The following is a 26228-nucleotide window of genomic DNA, read 5'->3' on the forward strand; positions in this document are numbered from 1 at the left end:
TGGTTTAGTAGTTATGGCTAAACTATATTATTCTATTTAATGAGATATTTGTTTTTTATTGGATGTTTTTTGTTTTGCTTACCATTATGCTTCGCACAGGAGGTGGAGGAAAAGCAAGTGGATTCACTTTATAGGGAAGATCAATTCTATCTAGGTATCACTTATAATCTGCTTGGTAAAAAACCCATAGGAGTTACACAGAACGGATTCTCTTTTGGTGTGCATTTGGGGTTTATAAGAGATATGCCAATAAACAAGGCTCGAAATAAAGCATTTGGCATAGGCCTAGGCTATTCATCAAATGGTTATAATCAGAACATATTAATGAGTAGAGATGATAATGGCAAATTTGTTTATACCTTATTAGAAGATTCAAGGAGCTATTCCAAGAATAAGATTAATACTCATGTTATAGAGGTTCCTGTTCAGTTTAGGTGGCGAACATCTACACCTTCCGATTATGGTTTCTGGCGAATCTATGCTGGATTTAAGGTAGGTTATGTCGTATCACATGTCTCCAAGTATAAAGGTGAGTTGGGTGATATTAAGCATTACGGAAATGATGATTTTAACGATTTTCAATACGGATTAACACTTAGTGCTGGTTATAGCACATGGAACTTATATGTATATTATGGACTAAATTCTATTTTATCAGGCAATGCTACGCTTAATAATAGCCCTATTGATATGAATGCGATCAAATTAGGACTCATGTTTTATATGTTATAGCCAATAAGGAATGAGAATTAGTTGAGGAATAATACCTATAAACAATCCAATGGCAAGCTCTTTTGAGTCATGAGCTTTAACATGTAATCTTGAGGTCGCGACGGCACCTAAGACTAATGCCATTAACGCTAGTGTACCACTTAAGTTAATACTAAAGTGAATACTCAAAGCAATAAAGAACATAAATACTCCGGAGACTCCCATCATATGTATGCTAGCTTTAAACTTTAAAATAGCTAGTATTAAGCATGTCATTGTTGAAAGAAGAATACCCATATAGAAAAAATACAATTCTATGGCTTGAGTAGGCGTAAGTATACGTTGAGTAACTACGAGTGTAACTAAACAACTTAGAATAAGCGGATATATGCGTTCTTTGGTTGAATTTAAGTGAATGGAGTTCACTTTTCCTAAAATTTTCAAAAGAAAATATAATAGAATGGGAAGTAGAATAGTGAGAATGAAAAGCACTATAACTTTAGCTTGAATAACTTCTGGTGCAATATAACGAGGTGATTTAGAAAAGTAGAAAATCACACCCAATAATGGCATAATAATAGGGTGAAAAATATAAGAGATACTCTTTAATAATCTATCCATTATATTTTTTTACGTAAACGAGCTACTGGTATATCAAGTTGTTCTCTATATTTGGCCACTGTACGTCTTGCTATTGGGTAGCCCTTTTCTTTTAAAATAGAAGCAAGAGTTTCGTCTGTTAACGGCTTTTTCTTATCTTCTTCTTCAACAACGGTTTCTAAAATCTTTTTAATCTCTCTAGTTGAAACGTCTTCACCCTGATCATTTTTCATGGACTCTGAAAAGAATTCCTTTATCAATTTGGTGCCGTATGGCGTATCAACATATTTACTATTTGCAACTCTGGAAACTGTTGAAACGTCCATATTTATTTCATCCGCAATATCTTTAAGAATCATAGGTTTTAAGTTACGCTCATCGCCTGAAAGGAAATATTCTTTCTGATAATGCATAATAGCACTCATAGTTACAAATAAAGTCTGTTGGCGTTGTTTAATAGCCTCAATAAACCATTTTGCAGCGTCCAACTTTTGCTTAATAAAAATTACAGCATCTTTTTGAGATTTAGACTTATCTTTCGAATCTTTATAGCCTTTTAGCATATTGTTGTACTCCCTTGAAACGTGAAGGGCAGGCGCATTTCTTCCATTTAGGGTTAATTCTAATTCACCATCTACAATTTTAATTGCAAAGTCGGGAACAACATGTTCTGCGATTCTATTATTTCCAGCATAAGAGCCTCCAGGTTTTGGATTAAGATGCTCAATCTCTGAAATGGCATCTTTTAATTGTTCTTCTGAAATATCAAATTTTTGAAGGAGCTTTTTGTAGTGTTTTTTTGTGAATTGATCAAAGGCTTTATCGATTATGGTAATGGCCAATTCGGTATCTTGAGTTTTTTGTTTTCTATGTAATTGAATACTCAAACATTCCTGTAAATTTCTTGCTCCAACACCAGCAGGGTCTAATTGATGAACAATTTTCAAAACTTTTTTTATATGATCTTCAGTAGTGTATACGTTTTGAGTGAATGCCAGATCATCCATAATATCACAAATCTCTCTTCTTATATACCCACTTTCATCAACGCTCCCAACCAAAAATTCAGCTATATCACGTTCTTCGTCTGATAATCTATAAGTATTTAATTGATTAATTAAATGCTGTGTAAACGATGTTCCTGCCGCATATGGCATACTTTTCTCATCGTCATCAGCACTGTAATTATTAGTATGCGTCCTATAGTCAGGAATTTCATCATCGCTTAAATATTCATCAACATTAATGTCATCGGCTTCAATAGATTCGTTGTCATTTAAATCATCATTTGTATTATCAAAATCTGCATCTAAGTCATTTTGATTATCTTCTTTACCGCCTTCTAAAGCAGGGTTTTCTTCCAACTCTTGTTTTAAACGTTGCTCAAAAGCTTGTGTTGGCAGTTGTATCAATTTCATCAATTGAATTTGCTGCGGAGACAGTTTTTGAGATAATTTAAATTGTAAATGTTGTTTAAGCATATTAATCTTGTTGCTACATCAAAAATAAATAAATTACCTTAATAAGCAGATGTGTTTGAATCCTTTTATTGAATATTACTAAAGACTAATATATGATTTTAGTATAATTAAAGTATAGATAAATTTTACCGGTTTTAGGTTCATCAGATTTATAGGTATCCTTATCAATTTGGGCATCTTTACCCATATATTTTAAAGGTATTCTGACCCGCTCAATTTCAAATTGAACTTCAATGTCTGAAGGCAATAGGTCTTTACCGTCATTGTAGTTCATTACCACAACATAACTTCCATCCTTCTTCGTGTTTACCTCATATTCTATGATGCGATTTGTTGATGTGTCAATCAGCACAGTAGCTATTGAAAAATCAGTTTTTTTATTGGTCGGGATAATATTTAAAGCTTTGTAGGGTTTGTTATTTCTTATTTCCGAACCTCTGTCTACAGTAATAAATGGGTTTTTAAATAAATGGTATAATGAAACATCTAAGCCCTTTTTTGGTACTAAAACAAAGTCTTCTGAAAACACTTTAGTTTCTTCATTTTTAGCATATTCAATTCGAGCATGTTTTACGGGGATATTTACAAAACTAATATCGACCTCAAGTTTAACATGAGCAGAAAAACTCTCAATGGTATCCATACGCTGCTGAATCTTCAAAATATCTTTATCTATATTTTGAGCATTTAAAAAACAAATTCCATAGAAATAGAAGCATATTAATAATCTAATTGTCATTTGCCAACATCTTTTTTAGTGAAAATTATTATACCGATAATTACTGTTAAAATAATATATAAGCTAAGTATGAAGGTGTTTACATATATTTTGTTCCATGGTATGCTAAAATGAAAAAAATACTGCCAAGTGTCGTTAAGTTTCACATATAACCAATTGTCTAGGAAATAGTTCTTAAAATTCACTTTTATCAATAGGTTGGAAACTATTAAAAAAAAGGCTCCTGTAATCCATGTTTTAGTTGATTCTTCTAAAATGATGGCTAAGGTTAAACTCACTACCGAAAAGAAAATCATAGAAATTGCGCCAAAAGAGAATGCCCATAGAATGCGTTTAAAGGCATCTGAAGATTCAAAAAAGTTAAGGCCATCTAAGTATACTATAAGGTCACCATAGCCAAAAAAGGAGTAGGCCAATATAAAGGTTGTTAAAGCTAAAAACAGCACAATTAAAAAGGTAAACACAATGGCAACAATATATTTACTTAAAATGAATTTCCATTTAGAAACAGGCTGTAGCATAACGCTTAGCAATGTTTTATCCTTATATTCTGAAGTTAAATTCCCTGAAATAAGAACAATTAAGATTAAAGGTAAGTGAAACCATAAAGTGTTTAATATTAGGTAGCTAAGTAGATTTCCGTTTAATAAATTACCTTCAAAATGAAAAGATTGTTTTAAATTATCTAAAACCATATCTAAAATACCTTGACCTTGAGAGTAGGCACTAAAAAGAATAATAATTTCAATCAAGAAAATCGCTCCTAGCGCATAATAAGTTTTTCCTTGTTTGAAGAGTTTGTATACTTCAGCTAAGATTAAATTTTTCATAGCGATTAACTTTCAAACAATTTATTCATATCAACTTCTGGAGTACAAGAGGTAATATTTATATTTTCTTCCTGAAGTTTATATAATAGTTCAGAAACATCTTCAAAAGGCACATCAACTGTTGCTATATTATTGCTAATAGAAGAATTGTAATTTTTTAATATTAATGACGAAGAAATATTTTCGGCCGAAATATTATAGGCTATGGTGCTTTGGTTAATAATATCTTTTGTGGCTCCGGTTTTAATAATTTCCCCGTTTTTTATCACCGTTAATCCCGTACATATTTTGTTTAACTCCCCTAAGATATGAGAGGAGATTAGAACACTCAATTTTTGCTCTTCAGCAAGTGTTTTTATCAAGGCGTTTAATGATGAAATACCCATTGGGTCAAGCCCTGAAAATGGCTCGTCTAAAATTAGGCATTCTGGATTATTAAGTAGCGCTATGGCAATACCTAACCGCTGCTTCATACCCATTGAGTAATTCTTAACAGGATCCTTGCGTTTTGTAGGCAGTCCAACTTTTTTTAGACTATTAATTACAAATTCGTTAGTAATTTTTAAGCCTTGAATTCCACCAAAAACTTTTATGTTTTCATAAGCATTCAGATATTCGTATAAAGCAGGTTTTTCTATAATGCCACCAATAGGTTTTGTTTTTTTTGAATTGATTGATACCGTTCCTGTATCTGGTTTCAATACGCCTAAAAGAATTTTAAAAAGTGTAGACTTTCCAGAACCATTGGCTCCAACTATACCAATTATTTCTCCTTTTTTACATGAAATAGAGACGTTGTTTAAAGCCTTTAGTGATTTATAGGATTTAGATAGGTTATGACCAGATAGTATCATAAACTTAACTGCAATTGAATTTTTCTGAAATCAAATTTGGGTTCATAACTTTTTTCAAGAAAAGAACGTTTCCAGAAGTATTTTTTAAATAAGAAAAGGGGGTCTTTAATCATAAAATAAGGGACATAATGATACCACCTGATACCTTTTGAGTAGTAATAATCCTTTACTAGATGTTCAATGCCTAATTCTTGAGCGGCGATTAAAGCTGCAATGCGCTGGCATTTCGAGCCTATATATAAATTTGAGATTCTTTTAGTAAAACCATAGATATAAAATTGGTCTTTTGCTCTTTTATAATTTTGATATCGAGACCATCCGTCCATAATAACAAGAAAAATATGTACAAACGAAAACAGGAAACAAGCAAACCAAAAAATAATAACCCAAGTTGAAGATTCAAAATAGGCAGCTTTAAGTTTTATCCAATAAAACCATGATTCTAAAACAAATAGAAAAAGGGAATAATAGAGGAGTCGCCCGACTTTTAAATAGGACCAAAAAGCAGGAGGCTGATCTGGTAATTCTTTTATCTTAAGGTCAAAAGGTAATGCAGTCTTCAACTTTAATTTTTTGAGTTAAAGTAGCATAAATTTTAGGCAGAAACAAACCAAATAAATTAAATAATAACTTTTGGTAGTGTAAATTATTAAAAATCTGCATTTTGCGGTGTTCTAGGAAAAGGAATAACGTCCCTAATATTACTCATACCGGTGGCGAACATGACTAAACGTTCAAAACCTAATCCAAAACCAGAGTGAACGGCTGTGCCAAATTTACGCAAATCCAGGTACCACCAGAGCTCCTCTTCTGGAATATTTACAGCAGCCATTCTTTCTTTTAGGATATCTAAACGTTCTTCGCGTTGTGCACCACCAACTATCTCACCTATACCGGGGAATAAAATATCCATGGCGCGTACAGTTTTGCCATCATCATTTAAACGCATGTAAAAGGCTTTAATGTTTGCCGGATAATCAAATAATATAACAGGACATTTAAAATGTTTTTCTACAAGGAATCGCTCATGTTCACTTTGCAAATCTGTACCCCATTCATCAATTAAGTACTTGAATTTCTTCTTCTTGTTAGGCTTACAGTTTCTTAAAATATCAATGGCTTCAGTATAGCTAACACGCTTAAAATGATTGTCTGTTACGAAATTTAATTTCTCAATTAAAGTCATATCATTACGTTCTGCCTGAGGTTTTCGTTTATCCTCATCTTGTAAACGTTTGTCAAGAAATTCTAAATCTTCACGATTATGTTCTAGTATATGTTTGATAACCGATTTCATGAAGTCTTCAGCCAAATCCATATTCCCAGCCAAGTCCAAAAAAGCAACTTCAGGCTCAATCATCCAGAATTCGGCCAAATGCCTTGAAGTATTGGAGTTTTCAGCCCTAAAAGTAGGCCCAAATGTATAAACTTTACCAAGTGACATGGCGTATGTTTCTGCTTCTAATTGTCCTGATACGGTAAGATTTGTTTCTTTGCCAAAGAAATCTTGAGAATAATCTATTTCTCCCTTGTCATCTTTTGGCGGGTTTTTGGAATCAAGGCTTGTAACTTTAAACATTTCACCAGCACCTTCAGCATCGCTTCCAGTAATTATAGGAGCATGCATATAATAAAACCCGTTTTCATTGAAATATTTGTGAATTGCAAAAGACAATGAAGAACGTAAACGCATTACAGCACTAAAAGTATTTGTTCTAGTTCTTAAATGTGCATTTTCTCTAAGAAATTCAAAAGAGTGTTTTTTAGGTTGAATAGGGTAGGTCTCAGGGTCTGAGTCTCCCAAAATTTCAAATTCACTCACTTGTATTTCAACATTCTGACCCTTTCCTTGACTTTCCACCAATTCACCTTTTACAGAAATAGCTGCGCCCGTAGTAATCCGTTTCAAAAGCGATTCGTCGAAATTCTCGAAATCAACAACGCATTGTATATTATTAATAGTAGAACCATCATTTAAGGCAATAAATCTATTGGCTCTAAACGTTCTAACCCAACCTTTTAGTTCTACTTCTGGTATAACAATATCTTGCGTTAATAGTTCTAAAACCGTTCTTGCCTGCATATATTCTAGTTTTGAAATGTAAATATAGTAGTTTCAATCCTTAAAATTAAAAATATAAAATCAAAAATTAATAAGAATTTTGTTGAAATTGACATAATAATGTTTAAATCTGTAATCTTTATTCGTTATGTGAGTCTTTATCAAATTTTTGCTCATTATCTTCTTCTGGGATAATATTGATTGAAGGTTTTCGAAGCACTTCTTTATTAGCAATATTACGCTCAAGAGATAAGAGTAGAGAGGGAAGGAGTAATAGGTTTGATAGCATAGCAAATAAAAGCGTAGCAGAAACTAGTGCCCCCAAGGCCACAGTGCCTCCAAAGCTAGAAATAGTAAATACTGAAAACCCAAAGAATAATACAATGGAGGTATAGAACATACTTACACCAGTTTCACGCAAAGCACCGTAAACAGATACTTTAATTTTCCATTTATTTGCTTGTAACTCTTGTCTGTATTTGGCAAGAAAATGAATGGTGTCATCTACTGAAATCCCGAAAGCAATACTAAATACTAATATGGTAGATGGTTTTATTGGAACTCCTAAATATCCCATTAAACCTGCTGTAATTAGCAATGGTAAAAGGTTAGGTATAAGCGAAATAATTATCATTCGAGCAGACCTAAATAAGTATGCCATAAATAAGGCGATTAAAAGAATGGCTAATGATAAAGAAATAGCTAAATTTTTAACCAAATACTTCGTCCCCTTCTGAAATAAAAAGGCTTTTCCAGTCATGGTGACATCGTATTTTTCTTTCGGAAAAACTTTGTCTATTTTATTTTGTAAGTCTTCTTCAATTCCTTCCATTTTATCCGTGCCTATATCTTTCATAAAGGTTGTAATACGAGCATATTGCCCAGTACTATCAACAAAATTCTTCAGTAAATCGACATTAGAGGATGAATTTTTAGCATAGGACAGAATAAAGCTATTCTCTTGTGAAGTTGGTAGCTGATAGTATTTTGTTTTACCGTTATAGTAGGCTTGTTTTGAATATTTAACAAGTCCCACTACCGAAACGGGCTTTGATAATTCAGGGATTTCAATGATTAAATCTTCAAGGGCATCCATGCGTTTCAAAGTTGAGAGCTTCATGACACCTTTTTTTCTTTTAGTATCAACCATAATCTCTAATGGCATGATACCATTAAATTCATCTTCAAAAAACCGGATATCATGAACGAAATCAGATTCCTGCGGCATATCTTCAATTAAACTTCCTGAAATTTTAATTTGATAAATACCAATAATACTTACTGTAAGAAGAATAACGGCTGTAACATAAATGGTAATGCGCCTTTGTCTTACCATGTGCTCCATCCAATTAACAAAGCCTCCAATCCAACGCTTGTTAAGGTGCTCTAAATGGCGGTTCTTTGGAAATGGTAGAAAGGTATATATTATTGGAATGATGAGTAGACATAAAATAAAAATAGCTAATATGCTTAATGAGGCAACAACTCCAAATTCCTTTAAAAGTTTACTTTCTGTTAAAATAAAAGTTGCAAAACCAGAAGCTGTGGTAACATTGGTCATTAAAGTGGCATTACCAACTTTTGTTATAACACGTTGAAGCGATTTTACTTTATTCCCATGAAGTTTAACTTCATGCTGATATTTATTTATTAAAAAAATACAGTTAGGGATCCCGATGACTATAATTAATGGAGGTATAAGTGCTGTGAGTACTGTGATTTCGTAATTCAAGGCTCCGATAATACCAAGTGTCCACATCACACCAATACAAACCACAATTAGAGATATTAATGTCGCTCTAAAAGACCTAAAAAAGAAAAAGAATATAAGGGATGTAACGAGTAGAGCAGCAAAAACAAACAAGCCAATTTCATCTACAATGTTTTGAGCGTTAAGTGTCCTGATATAGGGCATTCCAGAGATTCTAACATCTAAGTTAGTGTCTTCTTCAAAATCATTAATTAAGGGTATAAATATGTCGTTTACGAATTCTTTTCTAATCGGCGTGTTTACGATATCTTTTTTTAAATAGATGGCCGTTCGAATAGTTTTGGTTTCTTTATTGAATAAGAAATTATCATAGAATGGGTATTTTTCGAACAACTCACTTTGCAGGGATTCTATTTGAGCTATAGATTTAATAGAATCCTTGATAAACGGTTCAAGTTTAAATCGCTCATTTTTAGTGTCTTTTATAAGTTTTTGGAGGTCTTTTATTGAAATAACAGTTTCAACGGCATTAAATTTCTTAAACTTTTCTGATAGTTTATTCCAAGCGTTAAGTTTTTCAATAGAAAATAAGGTGCTATCTTTTACACCTAAGACTATGAGATTACCTTCTTCTCCAAAGGTTTTTAAAAAGTTGTTATAAGCAATATTTACTTCATGATCATCAGGTAATAAATTTGCCTCATTATTTGAAAGGCGCATGTTCTCCCATTTTTGACTTAAAAGAAAAGTGGCAATTGTAATAGCAACAAGAATTATAATTTTATTTCTTAAAATTATTCTTGCAGTTACATCCCAAAAGTCTTTGGTAAAAAGTTTAATCATGCCTTAAATTAAAGATGCGCAAAGGTAGAAAAAACCACCATAATACCTCATAATGAGCCGTTAAATATAAACTTAAGGTTAAGATAAAATAGGAAAATGAGTGAAATATTTTTTTTTGAATGTAATAGGTAAGATTTGGTGCAAAAAAAAGCGACTTTAAAGTCGCTTTTTTTTATACTGTCATGATTTCTTTTTCTTTATTATCGAAATGCTCATCCACTTTTTTAACATGATTGTCTGTTATTTGTTGTATGTCTATTTCGGCATTTTTCTTTAAGTCCTCAGAAATATCATCATTTTTTTTAATATCGTTCATAGCGTCTTTACGCGCTGTTCTAATACTTACTTTAGCGTCTTCTGCTTCCGCTTTAGCTTGTTTTGCTAAATCTTTACGGCGTTCTTCTGTTAAAGGTGGTACATTAATAATAATGGTTTCACCGTTATTCATTGGGTTAAACCCAAGGTTAGCATAAGCAATACCACGCTCTATTTCTTGAAGCATACTTTTTTCCCAGGGTTGAACGGTAATCGTTCTACCGTCGGGCGTATTAACATTAGCGACCTGGCTTAAAGGTGTTTGTGTGCCATAATAATCAACCATAACGCTTCCTAACATGGCTGGACTTGCTTTTCCAGCTCTAATATTTTGAAATTGTTTTTTAAGGTGGGCAATTGCGTTGTCCATTGATTCCTTTGCGGTATCTAATATAAATAGTATGTCTTCGTTCATGGTCTTATATGTTTTTCAAATTATATAGGCTTGTTCAAAAACTAGGTCAAGTATTATACGTTTACTACGGTTCCAATATTTTCTCCTGAGACTACCTTAAGAAGATTTCCTTTCTTATTCATATCAAAAACAATAATTGGTAATTTGTTTTCTTGACTTAATGTGAAGGCTGTTGTATCCATAACTTTTAGACCTTTTCTTAAAACGTCGTCAAAAGATATACTATTAAATTTCACTGCTGTAGTATCTTTTTCAGGATCTGCATTATAAATACCATCTACTCGCGTACCTTTTAAAATAACATCAGCTTCAATTTCAATAGCACGTAATACTGCTGCCGAATCTGTTGTAAAATAAGGATTTCCAGTGCCACCACCAAAAATAACTACACGTCCTTTTTCTAAATGGCGCATAGCCTTTCTTCTTATAAATGGTTCTGCAACCTCATTAATTTTTATTGCAGTTTGTAATCGTGTTGGAATGTCTGCATCTTCTAGAGCACCTTGTAAAGCCAACCCGTTAATTACGGTTGCTAGCATGCCCATATGGTCGCCTTGAACACGATCCATACCCTTACTGGCCCCTGCAAGACCTCTAAAAATATTTCCGCCGCCAATAACAATGGCGACTTCTATACCTTTATCGGTTATGGTTTTGATATCTTGAGCGTATTCTGCTAAACGGTCTGGATCTATACCGTATTGACGTGTTCCCATTAAGGCTTCACCTGATAGTTTGAGGAGTATTCTTTTGTATTTCATAAGTATTTGATGAGATTGTCGTTTATACGACAATCTAGGTTGTGCAAAACTACATAAATTTTTGGTGTTTATTGAAGTACAATTTATCAAAATATGGGTATTGTAAGCTAAAAAAGCCACAACTCTAAAAAGAATAGTGGCTTTTATATGGTTAAGATTCTGTTTACACAGAAATTTGTTATCCTACTGATGCACGTTTGAAACCAGCGATTTCAACATCTCCAAAAGAAGAAACGTATTCAGAAACAGTTTTCTTCTCATCTTTAATGAACTTTTGGTCTAATAGACATTGTTCTTGATCTAAAGTGGTGTTATCAGAAATAAAGCGTTCCATTTTTCCTGGTAAAATTCTATCCCAGATTTTTTCTGGCTTACCTTCGGCAGCTAATTCCGCTTTAGCAGCTTCTTCAGCTTGAGCTAAAACTTCAGGAGTTAATTGTGCCATAGAAATATAGCTAGGTACATTTTTAAGAGTTTTACCTAAACGACCTAATTCAATATTATCTTTTTCAATAACAGCAATTCTAGCTTCAGTTTCAGATGCAATGTATGCAGGATCAAAATCTTTATAAGATAAGGAAGTTGCACCCATAGATGCTACTTGCATAGCAACATCTTTCACTAAAACATCAGCGTTATCAACCTTAGCAGTTAAACCAACTAAAGCGGCAATTTTGTTAATGTGAACGTAAGAACCAACATAAGGAGCTTCTAATTTCTCAAAAGCGTTTATTTCTAATTTCTCACCAACTACGCCAGTTTGCTCAACTAATTTTTCAGCAACAGACATACCACCAAAATCAGCAGCTAAAAAGGCTTCTTTATTATCGAAGTTTAAAGCAATTTCAGCAAATTGATTTGCCAAGGCTAAAAAGTTTTCGTTTTTACCAACAAAGTCAGTTTCACAACCTAAAACAATAGCAACACCAGCAGTCTGGTCTGCATTAATTTTAGAAACAGCAGCTCCCTCAGAAGAATCTCTGTCAGCTCTTTTTTCTGCTACTTTTTGTCCTTTTTTGCGCAATACCTCAATAGCTTTATCGAAGTCTCCTTCAGCTTCAACTAAAGCTTTTTTGCAGTCCATCATACCTGCACCAGTTGCTTGTCTCAATTTATTAACTTCAGCAGCTGTTACTTTTACTGTAGTACTCATAGTTATTGTAATTTAAAAAAGTCGTTCAATATATTTTCAAAAAAGAAAAGAACTAAACGACTTAATTTTATTGTGTTAATATTATTTATTCTTCTTCTTCAGCAATTGCTTTAGGTGCTGGAGCAGCTTTAGCTTTAGGAGCAGCTTTTTCAACTACAGCTTCTGCTTTTGCTTCCGTTTTAGGAGCTTCTTTAGCCACAGCTGAAGCTTCTTTTTCCGCTTTGCGTTCTGCTAATCCTTCAGATACTGCAGATGTTACATGCGTTAAGATTTTATCTATCGATTTAGAAGCATCATCATTTGCAGGGATAACATAATCAACCTGACGTGGGTCAGAATTAGTATCAACCATAGCAAAAATTGGAATGTTTAATTTTTGAGCTTCTTTAATCGCGATGTGCTCACGCTTAATATCTACAACAAATAAAGCACCTGGTAAACGTGTCATATCACTTATAGAACCTAAGTTTTTTTCCAACTTAGCTCTTAAACGATCAACTTGTAAACGTTCTTTTTTAGATAATGTCATGAACGTACCGTCTTTCTTCATTCTATCAATAGAAGCCATTTTTTTAACCGCTTTTCTAATAGTAACAAAGTTAGTTAACATACCACCTGGCCATCTTTCAGTGATGTAAGGCATGTTAATTTCGCCAGCTTTTTCAGCAACTATATCTTTTGCTTGTTTTTTTGTTGCAACGAATAAAATTTTACGTCCAGAAGCTGCAATTTTTGCAAGTGCTGCTCCAGCTTCATCAATTTTAGCCGCTGTTTTGTAAAGGTTTATAATATGGATACCGTTACGCTCCATATATACGTAAGGAGCCATGTTTGGATCCCACTTACGTGTAAGGTGTCCGAAGTGTACACCTGCTTCAAGTAATTCTTTTACTTCTACTGCCATTTTGTAATAGTTTACGTTCTGTTGAATTAGCAATGTTCCCTTTGGCTTTAAAGCTTATGGCTTCATTTAGATGCTAAACTAAATCCTGTCTTTTGAACTAGGACAACAATAACTGTTTTAAATTTATTATTTTGTTTTGAAAATGATAAAGGAATCTGATAACCAGATCCTGAACCAAGTCCAGGATATTAACGTTTCGAGAATTGAAATTTCTTACGAGCTTTCTTCTGACCGAATTTCTTACGTTCAACCATTCTTGGGTCTCTTGTTAATAAACCTTCTGGTTTAAGCGTTAATCTGTTTTCAGCATCAACTTCGCACATTGCACGAGAAATTGCTAAACGAACAGCTTCAGCTTGTCCAGTAATACCACCTCCATATACATTAACTGTAATATCAAAGTTGGCGTCATTGTTAGTCAAAACTAATGGTTGTTTTACTTTGTACTGTAAAGTAGCTGTAGTAAAATAATTAGCTAAGTCTTTTTTATTAATTGTAATGTTACCTTTTCCTGGAGCAACATAAGCGCGCGCAACAGCCGTTTTTCTACGGCCAATTTTGTGAATTACTTCCATGTTATTTAAATTCTTCTAGATTTATTGTTTTTGGCTTTTGAGCTGCATGTGCATGCTCTGTACCAACAACAACGGTTAGGTTACGGAATAAATTTGCCCCTAATTTATTTTTAGGTAACATTCCTTTAACTGATTTTTCTACTACTCTTGCAGGATCTTTTCCGTACAATTCTGTAGCAGTTAAACTTTTTTGACCCCCTGGGTATCCGGTGTGACGAATGTATGATTTCTCAGTCCATTTGTTACCAGATAACGTGATTTTTTCAGCATTGATAATAATAACATTATCTCCGCAATCAACATGAGGTGTGAAGTTTGGCTTGTGCTTACCTCTTAAAAGTTTTGCAACTTTAGAAGCTAAACGACCAAGCGCTTGACCTTCAGCATCAACCAAAACCCACTCCTTATTTACAGTAGCTTTGTTTGCTGAAATCGTTTTGTAGCTTAATGTGTCCACACTAATGATTTTTAATTATTAAACATTCCTCTCTTAAAAAAGAGTTTGCAAATTTACGATTATATATTTGATTACCAAATAGTGAAGTGAGTTTATTTTGTACGAGGTCTAAGTGATTATTTTGATAAGTTTTAAGATATTATGATATGACAACTTTAGGGCTATACCGGCTATTTAAAGTTTAAAATTAAACAAAGGTCACAGAGGTTTTATTTATGATCATTTATTTAGGTCACGAAATATCTTGTTTCAATAGATATTCTCAATTTGTTTGAGCATTAAATTAGTCCTTTGTATTTTCTGTCAGCGTGTTGTTTTATGAAATTTTTTTAATGTTCAAGGTGTTTTTAAATTCACTATAAAAATAGCATATTAGGAATACAAGATTTCTTATTTGTTAAAGTCTAATTTAGCAGCTTAAACATTCGATTTGCAACACGCTACCAAGGTAAAGGAACAACTGGAGCAATGGTAATTCTAAACTGATGTTGTGGGCCAAAAGCGTCTGGAGTAGCCACATAATACCAATACTGACCACCAATTCTAACAGGGAGTTTTCCAAATTTTAAAACTTTCTGAATTCCTGTTCCTATAGGTAGTGTTAACTTATTACCACTAGATGCATTATGATTGTAGGCATAAGTTGGAGAGGCCGTAATCTGCCAACCCTTTTCAAGGTTTATGGTGTAAAAATATTGCCCTGCAGTAATACTGGTGCTCGATGAACCATCAGAGGTTAGCCAAAAGTCATCCGCTAAAATAGCACTGGATTCAGGGTCGGAATCGTCTGTGCTTCCAATGCCCCAGGCGTGGGTAATAATTATACCCACAGCTCCAAAACTGGTTAGTTTAGCTACCATTACTTCTGGACCTAGCGTGGTTTGCTTTGCTCTAAGGGTCTTGTTCGACGCGGTCTTAAATCCTCCAAATACTCCGGCTAAGGTAATCCATTTTGAAGGCCAAGTTTTTCCAATAGCCACATCGGCACTAATATTGCCAAAACCTGATTCTTGTTTAAATCCAGATGCAGTAGTAGTTGGTTGGGAAGTATATATAGGGATCAATGGTCTCACATATAAATTGATACCTTCCGAAATTGGTATAGGTAATGAAGGTTGAAAATTAAGGACCGTAGCATTTTGGGCGTTGGCACCATCAACATCACCATTATAATCTATAAAATCTATCGGGAATAGCATTTGCCCTAAAGTGGCATTAGGGTTTGCCAATTCCTTAGCTAAGTCGGAAGCGCTTATTCCTGGTTTGACATCTTGGGCATTAACCGAATACGTTATAAATAATAAAACGACAAGTGAAAGTAGATAGTTTGTTTTCATGTTAAAAAGGATGTATTATAATTTTTCAAATTAAAACTCAAATTTTGCCATGGTTTGTATTCTATGGGCAGCACCATAAGCATCGTTGGTGGTGCGTTGTTCTCCCCACATATATTCGGCACCAATGGAGAAATTTTTGTCAAACTGGTAAATAAGGTTGGCATGTCCTACTCCTCCTCGTTTTAAGGAGAAGGGAGCTCTTGAATCGGGAGAATCTAACCATCCATAAGCATAATTAAAATTAGATTCCAGTTTTGGGCTCCATCTATGCATAAAACCTAATAACGCAGATTTGGCTAACATTGGATCTAATTTGCCATCGGCATTAAGAACGGCATTGCCATTACTGCCAGCAAAGGCTATAATATTTTCTCCATAGGCATTGCCATAATTAAAGTTGAAGGTGAAGTAATTATTTTCGCCAATATACTGTCTGCCTGCAACAACCAATGCCCATTGGGTTGTCTGATCCGATGGCCCTGTAGTACCACCATCCCATCGCAATTCAGCTAGGCTGGCACCAGTCCATAAAATCCCAGTTTTCCATTTGTAGTCCATTCTGAGCGCCACTAAGGGTAACTTTACGTTAGCTTGTCCTTCAAAATTATTGGGATTTTCAATTCCTAAGAAATCTAAAGATTCTAGCGCCGCAGCAATTTTTATTTTTTCAGATACTTGTTTCTGGTATCTTATTTGTACAGATCGCCCTCCAAATAAGGCATCACCTGCAGCAAAGTCGATCATAAAGGCCATGGATTCTAGAAAAGACAGGGTAGTCCAGGTTTGACCTATAATAAAATCGCCCGCTGTGATATAAGCATGCCTCAACCTAAATCGATTCCCATCTGAAAAAAAATCACCTTCAATAAATAGCTGTAAAGGAATTTTATCTTCAGCAAAGCGTCTTAAATCTATATGAAAACGCGTTTCTTTGGCTGTAAAGGCAACATAGCCTTCATTGTCATATTCTGGTTCACCTCTTACTGGAATGGTAGACATTAAGAATTGACTTTTATCGGTAGTTCCATCAAAATCATATATAAAATCAGCCTTTACATAGCCACCAAGTTTCATTCTTAAATCAGTTCCAAACATGGGCCAGGAACCTGGAAACTCTTCATTGACCAAGTTTTCTGCGGCTGTTTTTAAGATGTCTTCTTTAACGTCCTTATCAGGAATGACTAATTGATTTTGAGTAGAATCTTTAGAAGCCTTTACCTGCGCATGTATTGCTGCAGGTAAAAGCCAAATAAAAAGTATAAAGGAATATTTATAATTTTTCAAGATGCGTTTTTTTATTTCTTAAGTTCTTCTAGATTATCAAATATGGTGTAAAAGAAGCCAATAGATTTTGCATATTCATTAACCAAAATACGCTCATTTACGCCATGAAATCCTTTAAATTCTTCGGTGTTTTCTAATTGAATGGCTGTAATGGTATACACATCTGGTGCAAAATCACGTGCTTGAAAGTGTTTAGAATCTGAACCACCCACCACAAAGAAAGGTGATACAATTAAATCATTACCATAGATTTGACGAATGGTTTTTTCAAGCATATTATAAGCAGGATTACCTACCTCGGCTATATTGGTGGCAGGCGTAGAAGCTGAAATGTCTCTGATTTCAATGCGGTCATCTTGAATAGCAGCTTTTATATGTTCAATAAGCACCTCTGGAGTATCTCCTGGCATAGGTCTGAAGTTTACCACAGCAGTTGCTGATGGTGGCAGTACATTATCTTTAATACCAGCATTAAACATGGTTGTAGCTATTGTGGTATGCAGCATGGCTCTAGTCACTTCATTGCCGGCCATGGCCTCAATAAATTTTTTCTCTGGGTCTGTTAGTTCATCATCCTTGCCAAAGGCTACTGCGGCATAAAGAGGCTTTAGTTCTTCATCTAATTCGGGTCCCATATAACGGTATTGTGAACGCACTGCAGGGTGTATTTTGTAAGGAAATGGTGCTGCTTCTAATTTGGTAATGGCTTCTGCTAAAATACCGATGTTAGATTCTTCAGGAGGCATTGCAGAGTGTCCACCAATACCATGAATAGCCAATTCTAAACTAATAAATCCTTTTTGAGCAATACCAATTAATGCCGTATTGTCTTTAATTCCAGGGAAAATACCAGGAGTTAATGGAGCCGATTCGTCCATAACATAAGCAAATCGTTCTATACCACGTTGTTCTAAAACATCAGCGATTTTCTTGGCACCTTCTGAACCACCTACTTCTTCATCTTGACCAAATACAAAATAAAGCGTACGAGCTGGTTGCCAGCCTTCTTTTATTTTCATTTCGGCAGCCTCCAAAATAGCATGAATCTGATTTTTATCATCTAAAACACCACGTCCCCAGATGTAACCATCTTTTACGGTGCCTGCAAAAGGGTCTTCCTTCCATTCGTCTCTAGATTCTTCTGGTACGGGAACAACATCCTGATGAGCATAAAATAATGCGGGCTCTAAACTTGGATCTTTTCCTTCCCAAGTATATAGTAAACTGTATGGTCTAGGGTCTCCGTGCAGTTCTTTTTTGAGCGTTTTATGCACCAACGGGTAGGATTGCTCTAAAAATTTATGATACCCCTCAAAAGCTTTGGTGTCAAAATCATCTCGGTCTTGGTTAGATATTGTTTTAAAAGTTACAGCTTTTGATAGTCGATTAACGGCAGCATCTAAATCAACATCAACAGATATTTGTTCGATGCCTGTCATTTGCATTGAAGTAAAATCTTCTAGATTAACAGGTTCTGAGGCCGTTGTGGCCTGCGTTTCTTCTTTGGTTTTTTGATTGCAACTTAATACTACAGCTGCTGTAGCAAAAGCAATGAATGTTTTTATTTTCATTTAATTAATAATTTATGGTCTTTTGTGATAAGAAATTAACAATTGTTAATAATAAATTAAAGTACGAATTTTTTACAAAGGCTCTATGCGTGCATATTACTTTTATTTAAATATTTAAATATTTAAATATTAGATAACCTTGTTTAAAAGATTAATAATAAACTAAAACAAAATATGTGGTTTTGGGCATGGATTATGCGCAAAAGACTAAAAATGAATTAATCACAATTTGCTAATACTTATAAGCGTTGAGGTGTATTTTGTTTAACAAGTTGATTGTATGAAAAGTTACTGAACTTTTTTCAGAACGTAGCACGTTGCAGCCTGTCATTAATAGATTTGCCTAAACCGTAATCAGGAAAACGTTCAGCTATAATAACATCTAAGTTTTGATGATCTAAATCGTGCATGGCGTCATAGAGTTTCGAAGCAGCTTCGGCCATATCACCCTCTTGAGATAAAATGATTTGAGTCGCAACAGCATTGCTGTTAACCTCTGATTTAAAAACAAGAACACCAATATGTTTGCCAAGGTGTTTTTTGACCTCTTCAGAAACATTGTCAGTCAGGAATGTTCGAGTCGATGGAGCGTAATGACGTTCTAACATACCTGGAGCATCTGGACTTACTTCTTTTTTGTTTTTTATACTTACTTTACCAACTACAGCTTCAATATCTTCAAGGGCAAGTGCACCTAAACGGTAGATGACAGGTTCGTTGTTTTCAAATCCAATTATAGTTGACTCTATGCCGTTAGCACAAGGCCCACCATCGAGAACTTGACCAATAGCATCCTTAAAATAGCGTTCTACATGTTCTGGTTTGGTTGGACTAATGCTTCCAAAGGGGTTAGCGCTTGGCGCTGCTAGAGGAAAAGGTAATGTTTGTAAAAGTTCTAATGTTAGCGGGTGGTTTGGTACACGAACAGCAACGGTATCTTTTCCGGCGGTGATTAAATCTGGAATATTGGCATGTTTTTTTAGGACTAAGGTCATGGATCCTGGCCAAAATGCTTCGGCCAGTAGACTTGCTTTTTCAGGGACATAACTTACAATGTCTTCTAAGCTTTCTATGGATGGGATATGAACAATAAGAGGGTTGAAAAGAGGTCGTTTTTTGGTTTCAAAAATACGTTTAATAGCAGTTTCACTATAAATGTTTCCTGCAAGACCGTAGACGGTTTCGGTTGGAATTGCTACCAGTTTATCTGCCTTTAAAAGTGTTGCAGCATTCTGGATGTTTTTTGAAATAATACTCATTGTTGAAAATCAAGTAGCAAAACTAGTTAAAAATGATGAAATTTTACTAATTATTGATAGACCTAAAACCATATGAGGCTTGTAAAGCCTAACCCAAATATGGGTCTATAATGAGGAAGCGGCTAATTTTCCCTATTTTTGCAGCGCTATGCAGGAGTTAAAATTATCAGATTGGTTACCAACTACTAACAAAGAAGTGAAAATACGTGGTTGGGATGAACTAGACGTGATTTTGTTTAGCGGTGATGCTTATGTAGACCACCCATCGTTTGGGCCTGCCGTTATTGGTCGTATTTTAGAAAGTTATGGCTTGCGAGTTGCTCTTGTGCCGCAACCTAATGTAAATGATAATCTTCAAGATTTTGTAAAACTAGGTGCTCCAAAATTATTCTTTGGAGTTACAGGTGGTTGTATGGACCCCATGATTAGCAATTACAATGCAAACAAAAAGCGCCGTGATAAGGATGCCTATACGCCAAATGGAGATATAGGATTTAGACCAGATTATGCAACCACAGTTTATTCGAAAATTTTAAAAGATAAGTGGCCTGATGTGCCCGTTTTAATAGGAGGTATTGAGGCATCTTTGCGTCGTGTAACGCATTACGATTACTGGAGTGATAAACTCATGCCGAGTATTTTAGAGAGCTCTAAGGCAGATATGCTAGTGTATGGAATGGGCGAGCAACCTTTGCGCGAGGTTGTGCGTTTGTTGCAGAAAGGGGTACCCTTTAGTAGCATTACAACCATTAAACAGACCGCTATACTGTTAGATGCTGATGCTAAAGTACCTAAGAATAGTAATTGGGAGGATGTTGAAATTGTGTCGCATGAACGATGTTTAAAGGATAAAAAAGCATATGCATCTAATTTTAAAACCATAGAACAGGAAAGTAATAAATTAGCAGCACGAAGAATTTTCCAAAAAGTAGGGGATAAGACTTTGATGATTAACCCGCCTTTTCCAACAATGACTGAGGATGAAATTGACGCCTCTTTTGAATTACCATATACGCGTTTCCCACACCCGAAGTATAATAAGCGTGGACCTATTCCAGCTTATGAAATGATTAAGTTTTCGATTAACATCCACCGAGGGTGTTTTGGTGGTTGTAGTTTTTGTACCATTTCGGCACATCAAGGAAAGTTTATCGCATCCCGTAGCCAAGAATCTGTATTACGCGAAGTTGATACAGTTGCAAATATGCCAGATTTTAAAGGATATTTGTCTGATATCGGTGGGCCTAGTGCTAATATGTACAAAATGAAAGGCAAAGTACAGTCTATATGTGATAAATGTGTTGCACCTTCTTGTATTTCACCTGTAATTTGTAGTAATCTTGATACATCTCATAAACCATTAACTGAATTATATCAGGCTGTTGATAGTCATCCTAAAATTAAGAAATCATTTATTGGTAGCGGTATCAGGCATGATATGTTGGTGCCAGAATTTAATAAGAATGCAGACCCGAAGGAGCTAGATGATTACACTGAAGAAGTGATGACTAAGCACGTTTCGGGGCGTTTAAAAGTTGCTCCAGAACATACTAGTGATCCTGTTTTGAAATTGATGCGTAAACCCTCTTTTAGTTACTTCCATAAGTTTAAAGAGCGTTTTGATAAAATCAATATTAAGAAGGGACTAAAGTTACAGTTGATTCCTTATTTTATTTCGAATCATCCAGCTTGTGAAGCCGAAGATATGGCTAATCTTGCTGCTGAAACTAAAGATATGGGCTTTCAGTTAGAGCAAGTGCAAGGTTTTACACCAACGCCTATGACGGTGGCAACCGTAATATATTATAGTGGCTACCATCCATACACACTTAAAAAAGTGAATACACCTAAAACGCGTAAAGAGAAAGATGAACAACACCGTTTTTTCTTTTGGTATAAGGATGAAAATAAGGCATGGATAAAAAATACTTTGAATAAACTTGGGCGTCAAGATTTGTTAGAGGTATTGCTTCCTAAGAAAGAAGAGAAATGGCGTAAAAATAAACCTGGGAAACCAAAACATACTTTTGATGATGCGGTGCCTTTTAATCAACGCAAAAAGAAGGCTAAGTTTAGGAGTAAGAAGAAGAGGTAGGTTTAATGTGCTTCTAGCCAATTATCACCCATGTCAAAATCAACATCTAAAGGCACTTCTAATTTATAAGCATTTTCCATTTCTGTTTTCACCAAAGTTTTTATAGACTCAATTTCAGATTTATGCACATCAAAAACCAATTCATCATGCACTTGTAAAAGCATTTTGGTTTTATAATGACCTTCTTGAAGCTTGTTGTAAATATTAATCATGGCTATTTTAATAATGTCTGCAGCACTTCCCTGTATAGGTGCGTTTACAGCATTGCGTTCTGCGGCACCGCGAACCACTGCATTTCTAGAATTAATATCTTTTAAATAACGGCGACGGCCTAAAACAGTTTGCACGTAGCCATTATCACGAGCAAAATCTACTTGTTCACTCATGTAAGCTCGTAATTTAGGGTATGTAGCGTAATAAGTGTCAATTAATTCTTTGGCTTCTCCTCTAGATAAATCCGTTTGGTTGCTTAATCCAAAAGCAGAAACACCATAGACAATACCAAAGTTTACGGTTTTTGCATTACTACGCTGTTCTCGTGTTACATCTTCGATAGAGACATCAAATACTTTTGAAGCGGTAGATGCATGAATGTCTTCCCCATTTTTAAATGCTGAAATCATCGTTTCTTCTTCACTTAATGCGGCAATAATGCGGAGTTCTATTTGTGAATAATCGGCAGCTAATAAGGTGTAGCTTTCATCACGTGGAATAAACGCTTTTCTAACTTGTCGTCCACGTTCCGTTCTAATTGGGATGTTCTGTAAATTAGGATTGTTGCTACTTAAACGCCCTGTGGCAGCCACGGTTTGCATATAGTCCGTATGAACTCGTCCTGTTGCTTCTTCAACCTGAGTTGGAAGTGCATCAACATAAGTACTTTTTAATTTTGATAAACCTCTAAAGTCTAAAATATTCTGAACAATTTCATGATCTTTGGCTAAGTAGCTTAGAATATCTTCTCCAGTTTTATATTGTCCTGTTTTGGTTTTTTTAGGTTTATCAACCAATTTTAATTTTTCAAACAAAATAACACCTAATTGTTTTGGTGATGCAATATTGAATTCTTCGCCAGCTGCATCATAAATACGTTTTTCAAGGTTTACAATATCTGTGTTTAATTCCTCTGATAAATTATTTAAAAAATCTTTATCTAAATTAATGCCTTCTAATTCCATGGCCGCTAAAACACGTAGTAACGGAACTTCAATGTCATTAAACAGTTTTTGGGTATTAGCTTCTCCTAATTCCTTTTGAAAATGTTCTTTTAACTGCAATGTAATATCGGCATCTTCAACAGCATATTCTGTCTGTTTTTCTAAAGGAACCTCTCGCATTGATAATTGATTCTTTCCTTTTTTACCAATCAATTCTGTTATAGAAATAGGCGTATAATTTAAATAAGTCTCTGCCAAAACATCCATATTATGGCGCATATCTGGATTAATCAGATAATGTGCTAGCATGGTATCAAACAATTTGCCTCTTACATCTACATTATATTTTGCTAAAACTTTAATATCGTATTTTAAATTTTGACCAACTTTCTCGATAGCTTCGCTTTCAAAAAATGGACGCAATTGCTCGATTAGTTCCTGAGTTTCATTTTTATTCTCTGGAAAAGGCATGTAAAACCCTTTGCCAACTTCCCAAGAAAAAGCAATACCAACCAGTTCTGCTGTTAGTGGGTTTAGTCCAGTAGTTTCAGTATCAAAACAAACAGAAGATTGATTCATCAAATTTTTAATAAACAACTTAGTTGCCATACCAGGTGCTATACTTTGGTAAAAATGAGATGTGGTTTCGGCAGTTTTTCTTCTGTGTTCAGAAACAACTTCAGCTTCATTAGAAGGATCTGCTCCAAATAATGAAAATTGACCAGCACCAGCAGATTTAGTTTCTTTAGGCGTTGGTTTTGATTCCGTTTCTTCTGAAGTTTTAGTGGTTTTATTTGTTTTGGGCGTTTCAACAGAAAAGGTTTTTATAAAATTATCCGTTAAACGTCTAAACTCTAGATTTTGAAATATCTCTTTTACTTTTTCAATATCAGGTTGATCTAATTCAAAGTCTTTAGCATTAAATTCCACAGGAACATCAAGCATAATAGTTGCTAGTTTTTTAGATAGCAATCCTAATTCACCATTAGCCTCAACTTTCTCTTTCATTTTACCTTTAAGCTGATCAGTATTGGCTAGTAAACCTTCCATACTGCCAAATTGTGCTAAAAACTTTTTGGCTGTTTTATCTCCAACTCCTGGTAAACCGGGGATGTTATCACTAGCATCTCCCATCATACCTAAGTAATCAATTACTTGTAATGGGTCAGTAACCTCAAACTTTTTCTGAACTTCAGGAATGCCCCAAGTTTCATAACCACCACCAAAAACAGGGCGGTACATAAAAATATTTTCGGAAACCAATTGTGCAAAATCCTTATCTGGTGTTACCATAAAGGTTTTATAACCTGCTTTTTCAGCTTGTTTAGAAAGGGTCCCTATAACATCATCAGCTTCATAACCCTCCTTTACCATAATAGGAATATGCATGGCTTTCAAAATCTCATAAATATATGGGACAGCAGTTTTTATGCCTTCAGGAGTTTCATCTCTGTTGGCTTTGTATGCTTCGTACATTTCAACACGATCGGAACTTCCTCCTTTATCAAAACACACTGCTAAATGATCTGGGCGCTCACGTTTTATAACGTCTAATAACGAGTTCATAAACCCCATTATGGCAGAAGTGTCTTCTCCTTTTGAATTAATTCGCGGGTTTTTTATAAAAGCATAATATCCTCGAAAAATTAAGGCGTAGGCATCAACTAAAAAAAGGCGTTTTTGATCTGACATTTTAAGTGTTTTGATAGAAAACCAAATCTACAAAAACTAAATCGTAAAAAGGAATCAATGCTTAATTGGATTTTGAAAATCAAGCAGACGTATTCTTAACAATTAGTTAAATAAAAATTAGTAATCAGTTATTGGAATAGAATACCATTATATTTGGTTAAAAAAAGAAATATGTTACGTTGGGTAATTTTTATTGGGGTTTTTCTAGTTATGGATTTTTATGCGTTTCAAGCATTCAAAACTGTAACAAAAAACAATTGGCTTCAAATTATATACTGGTTAATTACCTTCTTGGTTATCGGTAATTTTATTTATAGTTATTACGGTTTTGATAGAAGTGATGGGTTTTCTCATGGTCATGCCTATGCTTTTGGGTTTTTCATCGCGCTTCTGGTCCCAAAGATGATTTTATTAGGTGTTATGTTTGCTGAAGACGTGTTTAGAGTTCCGCAAGCTATTTACAGATATTTTACCGAAGGTAGTGTAGCTAAAGGTAACTATTTTGCGTCTAGAAGACAGTTTATTAGTAAGATAGCTTTAGGTATTGCTGCTATCCCGTTAGCATCAATTATTTATGGCATTTATAAAGGGAAGTACAATTACAAAGTTTTAAAATATACTTTGAGTTTTGAAGATTTGCCCGAAGCTTTTGATAGCTATAAGTTGACCCAGATTAGCGATATTCATTCTGGGAGTTTTGATAATATGGATAAGGTAAAATATGCTGTAGATTTAATAAACGAACAACAAAGTGATGTGATTTTATTCACAGGAGATATTGTAAACAATAAAGTAGAAGAGTTAGTGCCGTATAAAGAGGTGTTTAATAAATTAAAAGCCAAAGATGGTTTGTATTCTGTGCTCGGTAATCATGATTATGGCGATTATGTGAATTGGGAATCTGAAGATGCTAAGCATCAAAACTTGGAGGATTTGAAAAGCCTACAAAAAGAAATCGGGTTTAATTTGTTATTGAATGAGAGTAAATTTATAGAAAAAAACGGCGAACGTATAGCACTAGTTGGTGTTGAAAATTGGGGCGCTGGAGGATTTAAAAAAGCAGGTGACTTAAAAAAAGCAGCTCAGAATATTGAAGCAAATGATTTTAAAATATTGATGAGTCATGATCCGTCTCATTGGGAAAAAGAAGTTATTCAAGATGATTACCATTACCACTTAACGCTAAGCGGGCATACACATGGGATGCAATTTGGTATTGAGATTCCAGGGTGGTTTAAATGGAGCCCTGTAAAATGGCGTTATAAGTATTGGGCAGGTATTTATAAAGAGATGGGGCAGTACATAAATGTAAATAGGGGGTTTGGCTATTTGGCATTTCCTGGGCGTGTAGGGATATGGCCAGAAATTACGGTTATAGAACTGAAGAAAGGTATAGTAAATTCATAATTAGCATTATACCTT

Annotated in this window: 22 protein-coding genes; 3 read left to right on the forward strand and 19 right to left on the reverse strand. The window is 34.6% G+C overall.

The features are described from left to right. Positions 1 to 39: 39 nt before the first annotated feature. A complete protein-coding gene (locus Q0857_RS04530) occupies positions 40 to 732 on the forward strand; it encodes a porin family protein (protein WP_298532617.1) in 693 nt (230 codons plus the stop codon). Here the strand turns inward: Q0857_RS04530 and Q0857_RS04535 are convergent. The 18 genes from Q0857_RS04535 to Q0857_RS04620 form a co-directional block, all read right to left on the reverse strand. Next, on the reverse strand, positions 727 to 1332 hold the full coding sequence (locus Q0857_RS04535) for a hypothetical protein (protein ID WP_298532619.1): 606 nt from the start codon (positions 1330 to 1332) through the stop codon (positions 727 to 729). The genes Q0857_RS04530 and Q0857_RS04535 overlap by 6 nt on opposite strands. Continuing rightward, positions 1332 to 2792 (reverse strand): RNA polymerase factor sigma-54, encoded by a 1461-nt coding sequence (gene rpoN, locus Q0857_RS04540; protein WP_298532622.1) that lies wholly within the window; start codon positions 2790 to 2792, stop codon positions 1332 to 1334. The genes Q0857_RS04535 and rpoN overlap by 1 nt, the downstream gene beginning before the upstream one ends. A gap of 85 nt (positions 2793 to 2877) precedes the next feature. Continuing rightward, the gene (locus Q0857_RS04545; protein WP_298532623.1) at positions 2878 to 3531 is read right to left on the reverse strand and encodes a hypothetical protein; all 654 of its coding nucleotides are present in this window, start codon (positions 3529 to 3531) and stop codon (positions 2878 to 2880) included. Next, complete coding sequence (locus Q0857_RS04550) at positions 3528 to 4361, reverse strand: ABC transporter permease (protein ID WP_298532625.1); 834 nt, start codon at positions 4359 to 4361, stop codon at positions 3528 to 3530. The genes Q0857_RS04545 and Q0857_RS04550 overlap by 4 nt, the downstream gene beginning before the upstream one ends. A 5-nt stretch (positions 4362 to 4366) precedes the next feature. After that, positions 4367 to 5215 (reverse strand): ABC transporter ATP-binding protein, encoded by an 849-nt coding sequence (locus tag Q0857_RS04555; protein WP_298532626.1) that lies wholly within the window; start codon positions 5213 to 5215, stop codon positions 4367 to 4369. After that, the gene (locus tag Q0857_RS04560; protein WP_298532628.1) at positions 5212 to 5778 is read right to left on the reverse strand and encodes a hypothetical protein; all 567 of its coding nucleotides are present in this window, start codon (positions 5776 to 5778) and stop codon (positions 5212 to 5214) included. The genes Q0857_RS04555 and Q0857_RS04560 overlap by 4 nt, the downstream gene beginning before the upstream one ends. An 86-nt stretch (positions 5779 to 5864) precedes the next feature. Then, entirely contained in the window at positions 5865 to 7298 is a 1434-nt protein-coding gene (gene asnS, locus Q0857_RS04565) for an asparagine--tRNA ligase (protein ID WP_298532630.1), read from the reverse strand. Between the two features lie 118 nt (positions 7299 to 7416). After that, positions 7417 to 9831 carry an efflux RND transporter permease subunit gene (locus tag Q0857_RS04570; RefSeq protein ID WP_298532632.1) on the reverse strand — a complete coding sequence of 805 codons (2415 nt, stop codon included), beginning with the start codon at positions 9829 to 9831 and terminating at the stop codon, positions 7417 to 7419. A gap of 172 nt (positions 9832 to 10003) precedes the next feature. Then, positions 10004 to 10561 (reverse strand): ribosome recycling factor, encoded by a 558-nt coding sequence (frr, locus tag Q0857_RS04575; protein WP_298532651.1) that lies wholly within the window; start codon positions 10559 to 10561, stop codon positions 10004 to 10006. A 53-nt stretch (positions 10562 to 10614) separates the two neighbouring features. Next, complete coding sequence (gene pyrH / locus Q0857_RS04580; RefSeq protein ID WP_298532653.1) at positions 10615 to 11322, reverse strand: UMP kinase; 708 nt, start codon at positions 11320 to 11322, stop codon at positions 10615 to 10617. Between the two features lie 178 nt (positions 11323 to 11500). Continuing rightward, positions 11501 to 12475, reverse strand: a complete 975-nt coding sequence (gene tsf, locus Q0857_RS04585; protein WP_298532655.1) for a translation elongation factor Ts — start codon at positions 12473 to 12475, stop codon at positions 11501 to 11503. Positions 12476 to 12560: 85 nt separating this feature from the next. Next, positions 12561 to 13379, reverse strand: a complete 819-nt coding sequence (gene rpsB, locus Q0857_RS04590) for a 30S ribosomal protein S2 (RefSeq protein WP_298532657.1) — start codon at positions 13377 to 13379, stop codon at positions 12561 to 12563. A gap of 188 nt (positions 13380 to 13567) precedes the next feature. Beyond that, positions 13568 to 13954 (reverse strand): 30S ribosomal protein S9, encoded by a 387-nt coding sequence (rpsI, locus tag Q0857_RS04595; protein WP_282122869.1) that lies wholly within the window; start codon positions 13952 to 13954, stop codon positions 13568 to 13570. Position 13955: 1 nt separating this feature from the next. After that, complete coding sequence (rplM, locus tag Q0857_RS04600; protein ID WP_298532659.1) at positions 13956 to 14411, reverse strand: 50S ribosomal protein L13; 456 nt, start codon at positions 14409 to 14411, stop codon at positions 13956 to 13958. 440 nt (positions 14412 to 14851) lie between these two features. Then, positions 14852 to 15748 carry a hypothetical protein gene (locus Q0857_RS04605; RefSeq protein WP_298532661.1) on the reverse strand — a complete coding sequence of 299 codons (897 nt, stop codon included), beginning with the start codon at positions 15746 to 15748 and terminating at the stop codon, positions 14852 to 14854. 30 nt (positions 15749 to 15778) lie between these two features. Beyond that, positions 15779 to 17032, reverse strand: coding sequence for a DcaP family trimeric outer membrane transporter (locus Q0857_RS04610; RefSeq protein WP_298532662.1), 1254 nt, complete (start codon positions 17030 to 17032; stop codon positions 15779 to 15781). A gap of 11 nt (positions 17033 to 17043) precedes the next feature. Continuing rightward, positions 17044 to 18603 (reverse strand): M20 family peptidase, encoded by a 1560-nt coding sequence (locus Q0857_RS04615; RefSeq protein ID WP_298532664.1) that lies wholly within the window; start codon positions 18601 to 18603, stop codon positions 17044 to 17046. A 302-nt stretch (positions 18604 to 18905) separates the two neighbouring features. Continuing rightward, complete coding sequence (locus tag Q0857_RS04620; protein WP_298532665.1) at positions 18906 to 19862, reverse strand: L-threonylcarbamoyladenylate synthase; 957 nt, start codon at positions 19860 to 19862, stop codon at positions 18906 to 18908. 148 nt (positions 19863 to 20010) lie between these two features. Between Q0857_RS04620 and Q0857_RS04625 the strand changes: the two genes are divergently transcribed. Then, positions 20011 to 21957 carry a YgiQ family radical SAM protein gene (locus Q0857_RS04625; RefSeq protein ID WP_298532667.1) on the forward strand — a complete coding sequence of 649 codons (1947 nt, stop codon included), beginning with the start codon at positions 20011 to 20013 and terminating at the stop codon, positions 21955 to 21957. A gap of 2 nt (positions 21958 to 21959) precedes the next feature. Here Q0857_RS04625 and polA read toward each other — a convergent pair whose 3' ends face one another. Next, positions 21960 to 24806, reverse strand: coding sequence for a DNA polymerase I (polA, locus tag Q0857_RS04630; RefSeq protein WP_298532669.1), 2847 nt, complete (start codon positions 24804 to 24806; stop codon positions 21960 to 21962). 171 nt (positions 24807 to 24977) lie between these two features. Here polA and Q0857_RS04635 point away from each other — a divergent pair, with 171 nt between their 5' ends. Continuing rightward, entirely contained in the window at positions 24978 to 26213 is a 1236-nt protein-coding gene (locus Q0857_RS04635) for a metallophosphoesterase (RefSeq protein ID WP_298532671.1), read from the forward strand. Positions 26214 to 26228 lie beyond the last annotated feature (15 nt).

Origin of the sequence: uncultured Algibacter sp., assembly GCF_947495925.1 — a bacterium.
Taxonomy (GTDB): Bacteria; Bacteroidota; Bacteroidia; order Flavobacteriales; family Flavobacteriaceae; genus Algibacter_E.

Excerpts from the sequence above, each read along its gene's own strand:
- Q0857_RS04530 (WP_298532617.1), top strand. The coding sequence starts at position 40 with ATGAGATATTTGTTTTTTATTGGATGTTTTTTGTTTTGCTTACCATTA.
- Q0857_RS04535 (WP_298532619.1), bottom strand. The coding sequence starts at position 1,332 with ATGGATAGATTATTAAAGAGTATCTCTTATATTTTTCACCCTATTATT.
- rpoN (WP_298532622.1), bottom strand. The coding sequence starts at position 2,792 with ATGCTTAAACAACATTTACAATTTAAATTATCTCAAAAACTGTCTCCG.
- Q0857_RS04545 (WP_298532623.1), bottom strand. The coding sequence starts at position 3,531 with ATGACAATTAGATTATTAATATGCTTCTATTTCTATGGAATTTGTTTT.
- Q0857_RS04550 (WP_298532625.1), bottom strand. The coding sequence starts at position 4,361 with ATGAAAAATTTAATCTTAGCTGAAGTATACAAACTCTTCAAACAAGGA.
- Q0857_RS04555 (WP_298532626.1), bottom strand. The coding sequence starts at position 5,215 with ATGATACTATCTGGTCATAACCTATCTAAATCCTATAAATCACTAAAG.
- asnS (WP_298532630.1), bottom strand. The coding sequence starts at position 7,298 with ATGCAGGCAAGAACGGTTTTAGAACTATTAACGCAAGATATTGTTATA.
- Q0857_RS04570 (WP_298532632.1), bottom strand. The coding sequence starts at position 9,831 with ATGATTAAACTTTTTACCAAAGACTTTTGGGATGTAACTGCAAGAATA.
- frr (WP_298532651.1), bottom strand. The coding sequence starts at position 10,561 with ATGAACGAAGACATACTATTTATATTAGATACCGCAAAGGAATCAATG.
- pyrH (WP_298532653.1), bottom strand. The coding sequence starts at position 11,322 with ATGAAATACAAAAGAATACTCCTCAAACTATCAGGTGAAGCCTTAATG.
- tsf (WP_298532655.1), bottom strand. The coding sequence starts at position 12,475 with ATGAGTACTACAGTAAAAGTAACAGCTGCTGAAGTTAATAAATTGAGA.
- rpsB (WP_298532657.1), bottom strand. The coding sequence starts at position 13,379 with ATGGCAGTAGAAGTAAAAGAATTACTTGAAGCAGGTGTACACTTCGGA.
- rpsI (WP_282122869.1), bottom strand. The coding sequence starts at position 13,954 with ATGGAAGTAATTCACAAAATTGGCCGTAGAAAAACGGCTGTTGCGCGC.
- Q0857_RS04605 (WP_298532661.1), bottom strand. The coding sequence starts at position 15,748 with ATGAAAACAAACTATCTACTTTCACTTGTCGTTTTATTATTTATAACG.
- Q0857_RS04615 (WP_298532664.1), bottom strand. The coding sequence starts at position 18,603 with ATGAAAATAAAAACATTCATTGCTTTTGCTACAGCAGCTGTAGTATTA.
- Q0857_RS04620 (WP_298532665.1), bottom strand. The coding sequence starts at position 19,862 with ATGAGTATTATTTCAAAAAACATCCAGAATGCTGCAACACTTTTAAAG.
- Q0857_RS04625 (WP_298532667.1), top strand. The coding sequence starts at position 20,011 with ATGCAGGAGTTAAAATTATCAGATTGGTTACCAACTACTAACAAAGAA.
- polA (WP_298532669.1), bottom strand. The coding sequence starts at position 24,806 with ATGTCAGATCAAAAACGCCTTTTTTTAGTTGATGCCTACGCCTTAATT.
- Q0857_RS04635 (WP_298532671.1), top strand. The coding sequence starts at position 24,978 with ATGTTACGTTGGGTAATTTTTATTGGGGTTTTTCTAGTTATGGATTTT.